Source organism: Microbacterium sp. LS_15 (assembly GCF_041954735.1).
GTDB lineage: Bacteria > Actinomycetota > Actinomycetes > Actinomycetales > Microbacteriaceae > Microbacterium.
The window spans coordinates 151050-164689 of sequence record NZ_JAVAYD010000005.1; the positions used below are offsets into that span (position 1 = coordinate 151050).

The 13640-nt window shown below is 70.7% G+C and carries 16 protein-coding genes; 15 read left to right on the top strand and 1 reads right to left on the bottom strand.

Annotated features, from left to right (window positions below):
- The first annotated feature begins 43 nt into the window (after positions 1-43).
- The 6 genes from RAC69_RS08985 to glmM all read left to right on the top strand — a co-directional run bounded on the left by RAC69_RS08985 (position 44) and on the right by glmM (position 4971).
- Entirely contained in the window at positions 44-937 is an 894-nt protein-coding gene (locus RAC69_RS08985) for a hypothetical protein (RefSeq protein WP_375086526.1), read from the top strand.
- Positions 938-980: 43 nt separating this feature from the next.
- Entirely contained in the window at positions 981-1649 is a 669-nt protein-coding gene (locus RAC69_RS08990; RefSeq protein WP_341935256.1) for an endonuclease/exonuclease/phosphatase family protein, read from the top strand.
- A 59-nt stretch (positions 1650-1708) separates the two neighbouring features.
- Positions 1709-2458, top strand: coding sequence for an MBL fold metallo-hydrolase (locus RAC69_RS08995; RefSeq protein WP_341935255.1), 750 nt, complete (start codon positions 1709-1711; stop codon positions 2456-2458).
- Between the two features lie 181 nt (positions 2459-2639).
- Positions 2640-3086, top strand: a complete 447-nt coding sequence (gene rplM, locus RAC69_RS09000; protein ID WP_096714317.1) for a 50S ribosomal protein L13 — start codon at positions 2640-2642, stop codon at positions 3084-3086.
- 26 nt (positions 3087-3112) lie between these two features.
- Positions 3113-3598, top strand: a complete 486-nt coding sequence (rpsI, locus tag RAC69_RS09005) for a 30S ribosomal protein S9 (RefSeq protein WP_096714316.1) — start codon at positions 3113-3115, stop codon at positions 3596-3598.
- 14 nt (positions 3599-3612) lie between these two features.
- Positions 3613-4971 (top strand): phosphoglucosamine mutase, encoded by a 1359-nt coding sequence (glmM, locus tag RAC69_RS09010; protein WP_375086527.1) that lies wholly within the window; start codon positions 3613-3615, stop codon positions 4969-4971.
- 21 nt (positions 4972-4992) lie between these two features.
- Here the strand turns inward: glmM and RAC69_RS09015 are convergent, their stop codons facing one another.
- Positions 4993-5931: a Ppx/GppA phosphatase family protein gene (locus RAC69_RS09015; protein WP_375086528.1), complete on the bottom strand. Its 939-nt coding sequence runs from the start codon at positions 5929-5931 to the stop codon at positions 4993-4995.
- Between the two features lie 36 nt (positions 5932-5967).
- Here RAC69_RS09015 and coaA point away from each other — a divergent pair, with 36 nt between their 5' ends.
- The 9 genes from coaA (at position 5968) to RAC69_RS09060 (ending at position 13639) form a co-directional block, all read left to right on the top strand.
- Entirely contained in the window at positions 5968-6912 is a 945-nt protein-coding gene (gene coaA, locus RAC69_RS09020; protein ID WP_375086529.1) for a type I pantothenate kinase, read from the top strand.
- Positions 6913-6998: 86 nt separating this feature from the next.
- Positions 6999-8846, top strand: a complete 1848-nt coding sequence (glmS, locus tag RAC69_RS09025; protein WP_375086530.1) for a glutamine--fructose-6-phosphate transaminase (isomerizing) — start codon at positions 6999-7001, stop codon at positions 8844-8846.
- Positions 8847-8974: 128 nt separating this feature from the next.
- A complete protein-coding gene (locus RAC69_RS09030) occupies positions 8975-9334 on the top strand; it encodes a holo-ACP synthase (RefSeq protein WP_375086531.1) in 360 nt (119 codons plus the stop codon).
- Positions 9331-10437 carry an alanine racemase gene (gene alr / locus RAC69_RS09035; RefSeq protein WP_375086532.1) on the top strand — a complete coding sequence of 369 codons (1107 nt, stop codon included), beginning with the start codon at positions 9331-9333 and terminating at the stop codon, positions 10435-10437. Before RAC69_RS09030 ends, alr begins: the two co-directional genes overlap by 4 nt.
- The gene (tsaE, locus tag RAC69_RS09040; RefSeq protein WP_375086533.1) at positions 10434-10961 is read left to right on the top strand and encodes a tRNA (adenosine(37)-N6)-threonylcarbamoyltransferase complex ATPase subunit type 1 TsaE; all 528 of its coding nucleotides are present in this window, start codon (positions 10434-10436) and stop codon (positions 10959-10961) included. Before alr ends, tsaE begins: the two co-directional genes overlap by 4 nt.
- Positions 10958-11578, top strand: a complete 621-nt coding sequence (gene tsaB / locus RAC69_RS09045; RefSeq protein ID WP_375086534.1) for a tRNA (adenosine(37)-N6)-threonylcarbamoyltransferase complex dimerization subunit type 1 TsaB — start codon at positions 10958-10960, stop codon at positions 11576-11578. Before tsaE ends, tsaB begins: the two co-directional genes overlap by 4 nt.
- The gene (gene rimI / locus RAC69_RS09050; RefSeq protein WP_375086535.1) at positions 11575-12066 is read left to right on the top strand and encodes a ribosomal protein S18-alanine N-acetyltransferase; all 492 of its coding nucleotides are present in this window, start codon (positions 11575-11577) and stop codon (positions 12064-12066) included. Before tsaB ends, rimI begins: the two co-directional genes overlap by 4 nt.
- Positions 12063-13136, top strand: a complete 1074-nt coding sequence (gene tsaD, locus RAC69_RS09055; protein WP_375086536.1) for a tRNA (adenosine(37)-N6)-threonylcarbamoyltransferase complex transferase subunit TsaD — start codon at positions 12063-12065, stop codon at positions 13134-13136. The genes rimI and tsaD overlap by 4 nt, the downstream gene beginning before the upstream one ends.
- Positions 13133-13639, top strand: coding sequence for a hypothetical protein (locus tag RAC69_RS09060; protein ID WP_375086537.1), 507 nt, complete (start codon positions 13133-13135; stop codon positions 13637-13639). The genes tsaD and RAC69_RS09060 overlap by 4 nt, the downstream gene beginning before the upstream one ends.
- Position 13640: the final 1 nt, after the last annotated feature.

A 13640-nucleotide genomic window follows, 5' to 3' on the forward strand; every position in this document is an offset into this window, starting at 1 on the left:
ACTGAGGCTACGAGACGCTTCTTCACACGGCGGCGAGGGGACTGTGACAGAACGCAACGTCGACCAGGCTGGCGCTTTCGCGGCTGCCCTTCGGTCAGCGATCTCAGAACGCGGCGTCACACTCGCGCGTCTCCAGCGCCGACTCGTCGACGACGGCAATCCGGTGTCGATGGCCACTCTCAGCTACTGGCGGTCGGGAGCGCGCCAGCCCGAGGGTGCGCAGTCGCTGAGCGTCGTCGAGGCACTGGAGGACCACCTCGGCATGAACCGCGGGCAGCTGACGAGCCTCCTCCGCCCGTCTGCGCGGCTGGGACCGCTTGCGCCGCCGCGCCTGCCGTTCGACGAGGCGCGCGAGTTGCGAGAGACCGCTGAGACTCTGGCCGCGCTGCGCGCGCCCGCGCAGGACGAGCTCCGCGACCTGTCCACGCAGGTGACGGCGTTCGTCGGCCGGGACGGTGCGGTCGAGAGCGTCACGATGCGCTCACTCGTGCAGGCGACCAAGGGGGTCATCGCCGAGATCCCGGTGATCGACGTCGCGCCCGTCGAGACCGACGTGATGTCGGAGATCTCCGGGGTGACCGGCGGTCGCGTGGACCGCGAGTACCTGCATCCCGGCGGTCTGCTCTCCGGTGTCGTCATCGCGCTCGATGAACCGATCACGACCGGCGCGACGACGCTCTTCGAGTTCACCGAGAGGTTCCCTGCGGGCTATCCGCCGCGCCAGTCCGTCTGGCACGCGACCTCGCGCTCGGCGCGCGAGACGCTGATCTGGGTGCGGTTCCATCCGGATGCCCCTCCGACCTGGTGTGAGGAGTACTGCGAGACGTCCGACGAGTACGTGACGGCGATGCGGTCGGTCGCGCACGGGGCGGTCCACGTCGCGAAGCACGGGTTCGGCCCTGGCGTGCTGGGCATCCGCTGGGGATACGACGAGTGAACGGAGCCGGGGCACAGCCGCGGACGGTAACGTTGCCGGGGTCATGAAGGTCATCTCGTACAACCTGCGCAAGCACCGCGCTGCCGGTGAGCTCGCGGCGATCGCCGCGGCCCACGACCCCGACATCCTGTGCCTGCAGGAGTGCGACGTCGTGCACCTGCCGGAGCGGATCGGCGATCTGGCTCTCGCCGACGCCACGCAGGGCAACCGGCTCGGACTCGCGATGTTCTACCGCGAGAGCGCGTTCCGGCTGCAGGGCATCCGCACGATCGAGCTGAAGAAGTCGCTGCACGACCGCATCGCGAAGCCCGCGCACGAACGGGTGCTCGGCGCTCGTCTGCGCGACATCGACGCGGGCCGCGAGTTCATCGCCGCGTCGTTCCACGCCGCGCCGCTGACCGCCTTGAACTCGCTGCGGCGGCACCAGATCCGCGCCGCGCTCACCGAGCTCGCGACCCTCGGCGAGGGCCTGCCGCAGCTCATGGTGGGGGACTACAACTACCCGGTGTTCAAGGAGAACCTCGGCCACGCGGTGCGCGAGCAGGGCTACGCGCTCAGCCTGAGCGACGACCACACCTACACCCGGTACCGCGTGTTCCGCGGGCACTACGACTTCGCGACCTCCGCCGGCTTCGAGATCGAGCGCGTGACCACGCTCCCGCAGGGATCGAGCGACCACCGCCCGATCCTCGTCACGGCGCGTCTCGACTGACCGCCCGCTGTGCCGGCGCGCGCCTGGACCCCGACGAGCGGATACCGGAGACTGGTCGGATGACGATCTCCGCGCTGCTCGTGGGCGGCCCGACCCTGCACTTCTCCTACGCCGGGCTCTCGATCCTCACGGACCCCACGTTCGACGCGCCGGGGGAGTACCCGGGCGGCACCACGCTCTACAAGCTCACGGGTCCGGCCGTCCCCGCCTCCGCGCTCGGAGACATCGACGTCGTCCTGCTCTCGCACGACCAACATCCCGACAACCTCGACGGCGCCGGGCGTGACGTGCTGGCGACCGCCGACCTCGTGCTGGGGACGCCGGAGTCCGCTGACCGCATCCCGCACGTCACCGGCCTCGCACCCTGGGAGCGCCGTGACGTGGCATCCGTCGCCGTCACCGCCGTCCCCGCGCTGCACGGCCCGGAGGGAGCCGAGGCGCAATCGGGCACCGTGACGGGTTTCGTGCTCGAATCCGAGGGCTGGCCGACCGTGTACGTGTCGGGCGACAACGCCTCGGTCGACGTCGTGCGCGAGGTCGTGTCGCGCTTTCCCCTGATCGACGTGGCCGTCCTGTTCGCCGGAGCCGCGAACGTCGGACGCTTCGGCGACGCCGACCTCACCCTCAACGCCAGGACCGCGCTCGAGGCGTCCGAGGTGCTCGGCGATGCGCTCGTGGTCCCCGTCCACACCGAGGGGTGGTTCCACTTCTCCGAGACCACCGAGCGGCTCGTCGGGATGTTCGCGCATGCGGGACGCGACGACCGTCTGCGCGTGCTCGTGCCGGGGGAGCGCACCGTCATCGCCTGATGCTCGGTTTGGGGGAACGGCCCGGATGACGTAAGCTGTCTCTTTGGTACTCGACTGCCGGGTGCCGCGAACGTGAGCCCTCCACTGGCGTGTTCCCCCTCCTGCGCATCGCGCGACAGGTCGAACCACCCCGGAGTGGGATTCACGAACCTCTCCGTTCGAACAAGAAAGCAGCACTATCGTGACGCGCACTTTCACTCCCAAGGCTGGCGAAGTCCAGCGCGACTGGGTCGTCATCGACGCCACCGACGTCGTTCTCGGCCGCCTGGCCTCGCACGCCGCAGCGCTCCTGCGCGGCAAGCACAAGCCGACCTTCGCCAACCACATCGACTCGGGTGACTTCGTCATCATCGTGAACGCCGACAAGGTCGCGCTCACCGGTCAGAAGCTCCAGAAGAAGATCGCCTACCGTCACTCGGGCTACCCGGGTGGTCTCAAGGCCGTCAACTACGCCGAGCTGCTCGAGAAGAACCCGGTCCGCGCTGTGGAGAAGGCCATCCGTGGCATGCTCCCCAAGAACAGCCTCGGCCGTCAGCAGCTGTCGAAGCTCAAGGTGTACACGGGTGGCGAGCACCCGCACGCCGCGCAGCAGCCCCAGCCGTACACCCTCGACCAGGTCGCCCAGTAAGCGCCGTACAGACTAAGGACATACTCGTGGCTGACATCCAGGACTCCACCGAAAACCTCCAGAACTTCTCGACCTCGACCCCCGAGAGCGACGCTGTCGAGGCGGCCCCCCGCCCCGTGCTCAGCGTCCCGGGTGCCGCTGTCGGCCGTCGCAAGCAGGCCATCGCCCGCGTGCGCCTCGTCCCCGGTTCGGGAACGATCACGGTCAACGGTCGTACGCTCGAGGACTACTTCCCGAACAAGCTGCACCAGCAGCTGATCAACGACCCGTTCACGGTCCTCAACCTCGCGGGCGGCTACGACGTCATCGCGCGCATCTCCGGTGGTGGCCCCTCGGGGCAGGCCGGCGCGCTGCGTCTCGGCATCGCTCGTGCCCTCAACGGCATCGACGTCGAGAACAACCGTCCGACCCTGAAGAAGGCCGGCTTCCTGTCGCGCGACGCTCGCGTCAAGGAGCGCAAGAAGGCCGGACTCAAGAAGGCCCGTAAGGCGCCTCAGTACTCCAAGCGTTAAGGTCCACTGCTCCGATGCCGATCTTTGGCACGGACGGCGTGCGAGGACTTGCCAACGGCATCCTCACCGCCGACCTGGCGCTCACCCTGGCCCAGGCGACTGCTGTCGTCCTGGGCCAGGGCCGTACTGCGGAGGCTCGCAAAGCCGAAGGCAAGCGACTCACGGCGGTGGTCGCCCGCGACCCTCGGGTCTCCGGTCACTTCCTCGAGGCTGCGGTGTCCGCGGGTCTCGCGTCCTCCGGTGTCGACGTGCTCGAGGCCGGAGTCATCCCGACCCCCGCGCTCGCGTTCCTCGTCGCCGATCGTGACGCCGATTTCGGTGTGATGATCTCGGCGTCGCACAACGCCGCGCCCGACAACGGCATCAAGATCTTCGCCCGCGGCGGACGCAAGCTGCCCGACGAGGTCGAGCAGCGCATCGAGGCGGCGATGGCCGGCGAGATGCTGCGCCCGACCGGCGCCGGCGTCGGCCGGATCATCCGATTCTCCGACGCCGAGGACCGTTACGTCGTGCACCTGCTCGGGTCGCTGCCGAACCGCCTGAACGGGATCAAGGTCGTGCTCGACTGCGCCCACGGCGCGGCCTCCGGCGTCTCGCCGGAGACGTTCCGCGACGCCGGAGCCGAGGTCACCGTCATCGGCGCCGACCCCGACGGCTGGAACATCAACGACGGCGTCGGTTCGACCCACCTCGACAACCTGGCAGAGGCCGTCGTCCGGCTCGGAGCCGACATCGGCATCGCGCACGACGGAGACGCCGATCGCTGCCTCGCCGTCGACGCGCAGGGCAACGTCGTCGACGGCGATCAGATCATGGCGATCCTCGCCGTGTCGATGAAGGAGCGCGGTCACCTGACCGACGACACCCTCGTCGCGACGGTCATGAGCAACCTCGGTCTGCACCTCGCCATGCGCGAGCACGGCATCACCGTCCGCCAGACGGCGGTGGGTGACCGCTATGTGCTCGAGGACATGAACGAGGGCGGCTACGCGCTCGGCGGCGAACAGTCCGGGCACGTCATCATGAGCGCGTTCGCGACGACGGGCGACGGGCTGCTCACCGGTCTGCACCTCGTGGCCGAGATGGCCCGCCAGAACAAGTCCATTGCGGAGCTGGCGAGCGTCATGACCGTGTACCCGCAGGTGCTCATCAACGTGCGCGACGTCGACAAGGACGCCGTGGGATCCGACGACGTCGTGCAGGCGGCGATCCGCGAGGTCGAGGCCGAGCTCGGCGACACCGGACGCGTCCTGCTGCGCAAGTCGGGCACCGAGCCTCTCGTGCGCGTCATGGTCGAAGCAGCCGACGCCGAATCGGCGCAGTCCTACGCCGATCGTCTCGCTGACGTGGTGCGCGAACGCCTCGCACTCTGACCTCAGGTCAGAGCAGTTGGGTCAGGGCCGGCCCTGGCCCAGCTGCTCGATGTATCGCAGCAGCACGCCTTCGCGGAGCGCCCACGGCGACACCTCGAGCTCGTCGACGTCGAGCGCCGACATCGCCGCGTGCAGCGCCACGGCCGCCGCGACGATCTGGAAGGTGCGATCCGCGGTGATGCCCGGCAGTTCCTGGCGGGCGGACGCGGGAAGGCGCGCGAGCCGGGGGATCCACGAGCCGAGCGCGGCGCGGGGGAGCAGCATCCGCTCCGACCCCGACCACCCGGGGACCGGGTAGCCGACGAGCTTCGCGAGCGAGCGGATCGCCTTCGATGATCCGACCACGTGGTCGGGGCGGGGCAGCGCCGCGAACCGGGGGAGCACGGCATCCACCGTCGCTGCGGCATGCGTGCGCAGACGTTCGACATCGTCCTCGCCCGGCGGATCGCTCGGCAGGAACTGCACGGTCATGCGGCCCGCCCCCAGCGGGACGGATGCCGCGGCATCCGGCAGTTCCTCCCCGCCCGCGGCGATCTCGAGCGACCCGCCGCCGATGTCGAGCAGCAGGATCTGGCCGGCCGACCACCCGAACCAGCGACGTACGGCGAGGAAGGTCAGCTCGGCCTCGGTCTCGCCGTCGAGGACCTGCAGCGGCTGATCCAGCGCGTCCTCGATGCGGGCGATCACCTCGGCGCCGTTCGTCGCGTCCCGCACCGCGCTCGTGGCGGTCGCGAGCAGTTCGTCGACGCGCTCCTCCTCGGCGACGCGGCGGGCGCGGCGCACCGCGTCCACGAGCGCTCGGACACCGTCGTCGGAGATCGCTCCGTCGTCGGTGAGATAGCGCATGAGGCGCAGCGCCGTCCGGTCGCTGGTCGTCGCGAGCGGGCGTCCGCCCGCGCGCACGTCGGCCGCCAGCATGTGGACGGTGTTGGATCCGATGTCGAGGACTCCCAGGCGCACGGGAAGAGACTACCCGCGCCCCGATACGATGGTGCGGTGACCACCGTCGACCCCGCGCTTCCGCTGTCTCCGTACCGCGAGATCGGGCGCCAGGAGTGGGCCAGACTCGCCGCAGGCCTCGATCAGCCGCTCACCGAGACCGAAGTCGTCGAGCTCCGCGGCATCGGCGACCGTCTCGACCTCACCGAGGTCAGCGAGGTGTACCTGCCGCTGAGCCGCCTGCTCAGCCTCTACGCCACGGCCACCAAGCGCCTGGGCGCCGCGACGAGCGACTTCCTGCAGGAGGACGACTCGACCACGCCGTTCGTCGTCGGCGTCGCGGGATCGGTCGCGGTGGGCAAATCGACGATCGCGCGCCTGCTGCGCGAGCTCATGAGCCGATGGCCGGGGACGCCGCGGGTCGAACTCGTGACCACGGACGGCTTCCTCTATCCCAACGCCGAGCTCGAGCGGCGCGGTCTCATGGAGCGCAAGGGCTTCCCGGAGTCGTACGATCGCCGCTCGCTCATCGAGTTCCTCACCGAGGTGAAGAGCGGCGCTGCGGAGGTCCGTGCGCCGTTCTACTCGCACATGCGATACGACATCGTGCCGGACGCCCACGTCGTCGTGCGCCGCCCGGACGTCGTCATCGTGGAGGGGCTCAACGTGCTGCAGCCGCCGCCCGCCCCGAACGACGTCGCCGTGAGCGACCTGTTCGACTTCTCGATCTTCGTGGACGCCGACACCTCGCACATCGAGAAGTGGTACGTGGACCGCTTCCTCGCCCTGCGCCAGGGAGCGTTCTTGAACCCCTCGTCGTACTTCAACGTCTTCGCGCACCTCACCGATGACGAGGCGATCACGACGGCTCTGGGCTACTGGAACGAGATCAACATGCCGAACCTCGTCGAGAACGTCATGCCGACCAAGCACCGAGCGCGCCTCGTGCTGAACAAGGGTGCGGACCACAGCGTCGAGAGCGTGCTCCTTCGCAAGCTCTGATCGTCGGCGTCGCCGTCGGCGTCGGCGTCCGCGGGGCGCGGGTTCGTTCGGAACCTTCGCAAAATGGGGCGCTTACTCTGTACCTCATGTGTGGAATCGTCGGATACGTGGGCCCGCGGCCCAGCCAGGACATCCTTCTCGCCGGCCTCGCCCGCCTCGAGTACCGCGGCTACGACTCGGCCGGCGTCGCCGTCATCGATGAGGGCGGTTCGCTGGGCATGCGCAAGAAGGCCGGCAAGCTGTCGGCGCTGCGCGACTCGCTCGCCGACGCCGCCCTGCCCGACGGCAGCACCGGCATCGGTCACACCCGCTGGGCGACCCACGGCGGCCCGACCGACGTCAACGCCCACCCGCACCTCGCGGACGACGACCGCCTCGCCCTCATCCACAACGGGATCATCGAGAACTTCGCGACCCTACGCGACGAGCTCGCGGCCGACGGGGTGTCGTTCCGCAGCGAGACAGACACCGAGGTGGCCGCGGCCCTGCTCGGCCGCGAGTACCGCGGCAACGGCGGCGACCTGCAGCTCGCCTTCCGCGCCGTGGTGAACCGCCTCGAGGGCGCGTTCACCCTCCTCGCGATGCACCAGGACCACCCCGGACTCGTCGTCGGCGCTCGGCGCAACTCGCCGCTCGTGATCGGCCTCGGCGAGGGCGAGAACTTCCTCGGCTCCGACGTCGCCGCGTTCGTCGAGCACACCCGCAGGGCACTCGCGATCGGCCAGGACCAGATCGTCTCGATCACGCCGGATGCCGTGACCGTCACCGACTTCGCCGGAACGCCGGTCGAGGCGGAGCCCTTCGACGTATCGTGGGATGCCGCAGCCGCCGAGAAGGGCGGATGGTCGAGCTTCATGGCCAAGGAGGTCGCCGAGCAGCCCGAGGCCGTCGCGAACACCATCCGCGGCCGTATCCAGGGCGATCAGGTGGTCATCCCGGAGCTCGACGGACTCGACGACCTGTTCACGAGCGTCAGCCGCGTGATCATCACCGCATGCGGCACCGCCTCGTACGCCGCACTTGTCGGCAAGTACGCGATCGAGCAGTGGGCGCGCGTGCCGGTCGACGTGGAGCTCGCGCACGAGTTCCGGTACCGCGACCCGGTGATCGGCGACGACACGCTCGTCGTGTCGATCAGCCAGTCGGGCGAGACCATGGACACGCTCATGGCCGTGAAGTACGCGCGCGAGCGGGGCGCCCGCACGCTGTCGGTCTGCAACACCCAGGGCGCGACGATCCCTCGGGAGTCGGACGCGGTGGTCTACACGCACGCCGGTCCCGAGGTGGCCGTCGCCTCGACCAAGGCGTTCTCCGCGCAGATCACCGCTCTGCTGCTGCTCGGGCTGCACATGGGTCGTGTCCGCGGTTCGGTCACCGATGCGTCGGTCGACGTCGCGGAGCTCGCCGCCCTGCCGGAGAAGATCACAAAGGTGCTCGAGACCGAGAACGACCACGTCTCGCAGCTGGCCGGCTGGATGGCCGACACCCGCTCGGTGCTGTTCCTCGGTCGCCACGTCGGCTACCCGATCGCGCTCGAGGGTGCGCTCAAGCTCAAGGAGATCTCCTACATCCACGCCGAGGGCTTCGCCGCCGGCGAGCTCAAGCACGGGCCGATCGCGCTGATCGAGCCGGGGCAGCCCGTGTTCGTGCTCGTGCCGTCGCCGCGGCACTCCGCCCTGGTGCACTCCAAGGTCGTGTCGAACATCCAGGAGATCCGCGCTCGCGGTGCCCGGGTCATCGTGGTGGCCGAAGAGGGCGACGCCGCCGTGCTGCCGTTCGCCGACGAGGTCATCCGCATCCCGCTCGCCGGTCCGATGTTCGAGCCGCTGCTCGCCGTCGTGCCGCTGCAGATCTTCGCGATGGCTCTCGCCACCGCGAAGGGGCTCGACGTCGACCAGCCCCGCAACCTCGCGAAGTCCGTCACGGTCGAGTAGCCCGCAGCGCGCGACCGGCTGACGACCTCTGATCCGGCCGGCTGGACCTGCCCGTCCGGCCGGCCGGCCGCACGGAGAACGTCGGCCAGGCGGGCGGCGCCGCGGCGGCTCGCGACTAGGCTGAACAGGTGATCATCGGGACCGGCATCGACCTCGTCGACATCCCGCGGTTCGAGCGCACTCTCGAGCGCACTCCGCGGCTGCGCGAGCGGCTGTTCGCCCCCGCCGAGCGCCCTCTGCGCCTGCCATCGCTGGCCGCGCGCTACGCCGCGAAGGAGGCGCTGATCAAGACGCTGGGCGGGTCGGACGGGGTGCACTGGATCGAGATCGAGATCGCCTCGGAGGAATCCGGGCGCCCTCACTTCGTGCTCTCCGGTACCACGGCCGAGGTCGTCGCCGAGCGCGGCATCAGCCGTCTGCACCTGACCCTCAGCCACGACGCGGGACTCGCCGCGGCGTTCGTCGTCGCGGAAGGAGACCCCCTGTGAGCGCACCGTTCCGCGAGGCCAGGATCGACCTGGATGCCATCAGCGACAACGTCCGGCACTTCCGCCGCCTCACGGGGGTGCACGTCATCGCGGTCGTCAAGGCCAACGCCTACGGGCACGGTGCGGCGGCCGCCGCCGTCGCCGCCCTCGCCGGCGGGGCGACGCGTCTCGGCGTGGCCGAGATCCCCGAGGCGCTGGAACTGCGGCGCCAGGGCATCACGGCCCCCATCATGGCGTGGCTGCACGCGCCGGGGGAGCGGTTCGAGCACGCGGCCGAGCATGGCATCGAACTCGGCATCTCCTCGTTCGACCAGCTCGAGGCCGCAGCCTCGGCGGCGAGCGTCGACCGTCCGGTCGGCGTGCACCTGAAGTTCGAGACGGGCCTCTCGCGCAACGGTATCGCCCCGGCCGACTGGCGCCGCGTGCTCGCCGAGGCCGCGCGGCTCGAGCGCATCGGGCGACTGCGCATCGTCGGGCTGTTCAGCCACCTCTCCAACACCTCCCCGCAGGACGACCGGGAAGCACTCGCGCGCTTCGAGGAGGGCGTCGCCCTCGCCGCGTCGTTCGGCATCCATCCCGAGATCCGTCACATCGCCGCGACGGCGGCGGCCATCGACCTGCCCGAGATGCGACTCGATGCCGTGCGCGTCGGGGTCGGCATCTACGGGCTCTCGCCCTTCGAGGACCGGTCGTCGGCGGAGCTCGGCCTCCGCCCCGCGATGACGCTGCGCGGCGCGGTCGCGGCCGTCCGACGGGTACCGGCGGGAGCCGGAGTCTCCTACGGCTACGATCACAGGGCCCCGCACGACACGACCCTCGTGCTCGTTCCCCTCGGGTACGCCGACGGGGTGCCGCGGCACGCATCGGGTCGCCTACCGGTGTCGATCAACGGACGCCGCTACACGAACGTCGGCCGCATCGCGATGGACCAGTTCGTCGTCGACGTCGGCGACGCGGCGGTGTCGATCGGCGACGAGGTCGTGCTGTTCGGCGATCCGACCCTGGGGGTGCCGTCGGCTGCGGAGTGGGCGAACGCGGCATCCACCATCAACTACGAGATCGTCACCCGCATCGGCGCGCGCGTGGCGCGGAGGTCGTCGTGAGCATCGATCGGGCGCTCCTCGGACGCCATGACATCGAGACCTCCGACGAGATGGAGCAGCTCGGCCACCGCATCGGCGAGAAGCTCGAGGCCGGTGACCTGCTGATCCTCACCGGCCCACTGGGCGCGGGCAAGACGACGTTCACCCGGGGGCTCGCCGAGGGTCTCGGGGTGCGAGGGCCGGTGCAGAGCCCGACCTTCGTCATCGCGCGCACGCATCCGTCCCTCGCCGGTCGCACGCCGCTCGTGCACGTCGACGCCTACCGGCTCGGCTCGGCCGCGGAGCTGGAGGACCTCGACCTGGACCTCGCCCGCTCCGTCGTCGTCATCGAGTGGGGTCGGGGAATGGCCGAGGAACTCGCGGACGTCTGGTGGGACATCGAGCTCCAGCGGCCGGTCGGCGCTGACGGCGAAGACGATCTCGATCCGTCGGAGCTCGATGCCGACGCCCCGCGACACGTGACGATCACCCGTGCGTCGCGCTCAGGGACCGTCGACGGAGGGGCGACTACCCTGGAGGGGTGATCCTCGCCGTCGACACCTCCCTGGGCACCACCGTCGCCATCGTCGGCGACGACGGCGTCCGCTGCGAGGCGGCGACCGCCGATCCGCTCGGCCACGCCGAGGTCATCGGCGACCTGCTGCACCGCGCGATCGACGACGCGGGCGCCGCTCGGGTCACCCACGTCGTCGCGGGCATGGGGCCAGGGCCCTTCACGGGTCTCCGCATCGGCATCGCCGCCGCGCGCACGTTCGCGCTCGGCCGCGGCATCCCGGTCGTACCCATCCCGAGTCACTTCGCCCCCGCCCTGCGATCGATCGAGACGGATGCCGTGACCGGCCCCTTCGCGATCGTGACCGACGCGCGGCGCCGCGAGGTGGCCGTGACGGTCTTCGACGGGACGGATGCCGACCGCATCCCGCACATCGTCGCCGACACCGTTCTGGTGCGGCGCGTCGAACTCGACTCCGTGCTCGACGGGCTACGCGCGATCGAGGTCGCGACGCTGTCGGCCGCCGACCTCGCCGTGGTCGGGGCGCGGGCTCTGCGCGCCGGACGCGCTCTCGCGGGGGACGAGCCGCTGTACATGCGCCATCCCGATGTCACGATGCCCGGCGCGCCGAAGAAGGTCGGGCTGTGACCCTGCGCGCGGCGACGGCCGACGACCTGGACGCCATCATGGCGATAGAGCACCGCTCGTTCCCGACCGACGCGTGGAGCTCGGAGGCCATGGCGCTCGAGCTGTCGAGTCCGAACGGACGCTATCTGGTCGACGAGCATGAGGGCTCGGTGATCGGGTACGGCGGGGTGCGGGCGCTGCGCGGCTCGGCCGACGCCGACATCCAGACCATCGCGTTCGACGCCGAGCACCGGGGCGCCGGCCGAGGTCGGGCACTGCTGCGGGCTCTGCTCGACGCGGCGGCCGGACGGGGAGCTCGCGAGGTGTTCCTCGAAGTCCGCGCCGACAACCCCCGTGCCGAGGGTCTCTACCGCTCCGAGGGGTTCGAGGAGATCGGCCGGCGTCCCCGCTACTACCAGCCGGACGACGTGGACGCGATCGTGATGCGTCTCGTGCTGCAGCACGCGCGAGGCGCGGCGACGGATGCCGCAGAGGAGGCCACCGCATGACCGAGCCCCTGGTGCTGGGCATCGAGACCAGCTGCGATGAGACCGGGATCGGGATCGTCCGCGGTCGGTCGCTGCTGTCGAACACGATCGCGTCGAGCATGGACGAGCACGCCCGCTACGGCGGCGTCGTGCCGGAGGTCGCCGCGCGGGCGCACCTCGAGGCGCTGCAGCCGTCGATCGATGCGGCCCTCGCCGAGGCCGGGGTCTCGCTGCACGACCTCGACGCCGTCGCTGTGACGAGCGGTCCGGGGCTCGCGGGTGCGCTGATGGTCGGGGTCGGCGCGGCCAAGGGGCTGGCGGTGTCGCTCGACAAGCCGCTGTACGCCGTGAACCACCTCGTCGGGCACATCGCCGCCGACATCCTCACCCCGGAGTCCGAGCCGCTCGAGTACCCGACCGTCGCGCTGCTCGTCTCGGGCGGGCACACCTCGCTCCTGCACGTGCGCGACCTCACGACCGATGTCGAGATGCTGGGCGAGACCATGGACGACGCCGCGGGGGAGGCGTTCGACAAGGTCGCCCGACTCCTGTCGCTCCCGTACCCCGGCGGTCCGGAGATCGACCGGGCGGCCGTGGACGGCGACCCCGACGCGATCCGCTTCCCGCGCGGGCTCTCGCGGGCGTCCGACATGGCGAAGCACCGCTACGACTTCTCGTTCTCCGGGCTGAAGACCGCGGTCGCGCGGTGGGTCGAACGGTGCGAGGCCGAGGGCACCGCGGTTCCCGTCGCGGATGTCGCGGCGAGCTTCCGGGAAGCAGTCGTCGACGTGCTCGTCACGAAGGCCCTCGCGGCCTGCGCCGACCTCGGGGTCCCGCGACTGCTGCTCGGCGGCGGCGTGATCGCCAACCGACGGCTGCGCGAGGTCGCGCTGGCGCGCGCCGAGGCCGCAGGCGTGACGGTGCGCATCCCCCCGCTGTCGCTGTGCACCGACAACGGAGCCATGATCGCAGCGCTCGCCGCGGAGCTGATCTCGTCGGGTCGTCGTCCGTCGACGCTCGCCTTCGGTGCGGACTCGACACTGCCCGTCACCGAGATCCAGGTGGCCGAGCGCGTGCCGGTGCCGTCATGACCGACGCCTCCCTGCCGCCCCGCAGCGGGCCCTCGGACGGGACGTCGGGTGAACGGCCCGTCCCGCGCACGACGGTCGAGGGGCCGAGTGGCGAGGTCGAGCGTCCGGCGGGTTCGGCCCGGCTGCCGGGAGCGCGCCGCGACGGCTACGCGAAGCTGCCCACCGGACCGGTGACCGTGGAACCTGTGGTCGCGACGGGTCCGATCGCCGATGACCCCCGACACGACGACTGGCAGCCGTCGACGGGCACCGCACCTGCCGACGACACCCGCCTCGCGCCGTGGGCGCTCACGGCGGCGATCGTCGCGCTGGGGGCGTCGTTCTTCGTGGGGTGGGGCATCCCGATCGCCGTGGTCGCGGTGATCGCCGCGATCATGTCGCTGCGTCGTCCCGTCGAGAGCCGCGCGATCGCCCGGTGGGCGCTCGTGCTGGGCCTCGCCGCCACGGTCTACAGCCTCGCGTGGCTGGTCTGGGCGGGCATGCAGTTCGAGCGGCTCGGATAGC

Coding starts and splice junctions, on each gene's coding strand:
- glmS (WP_375086530.1), top strand. CDS start 6,999: ATGTGTGGAATCGTCGGATACGTGGGCCCGCGGCCCAGCCAGGACATC.
- RAC69_RS08995 (WP_341935255.1), top strand. CDS start 1,709: ATGACGATCTCCGCGCTGCTCGTGGGCGGCCCGACCCTGCACTTCTCC.
- tsaD (WP_375086536.1), top strand. CDS start 12,063: ATGACCGAGCCCCTGGTGCTGGGCATCGAGACCAGCTGCGATGAGACC.
- RAC69_RS08990 (WP_341935256.1), top strand. CDS start 981: ATGAAGGTCATCTCGTACAACCTGCGCAAGCACCGCGCTGCCGGTGAG.
- RAC69_RS09060 (WP_375086537.1), top strand. CDS start 13,133: ATGACCGACGCCTCCCTGCCGCCCCGCAGCGGGCCCTCGGACGGGACG.
- glmM (WP_375086527.1), top strand. CDS start 3,613: ATGCCGATCTTTGGCACGGACGGCGTGCGAGGACTTGCCAACGGCATC.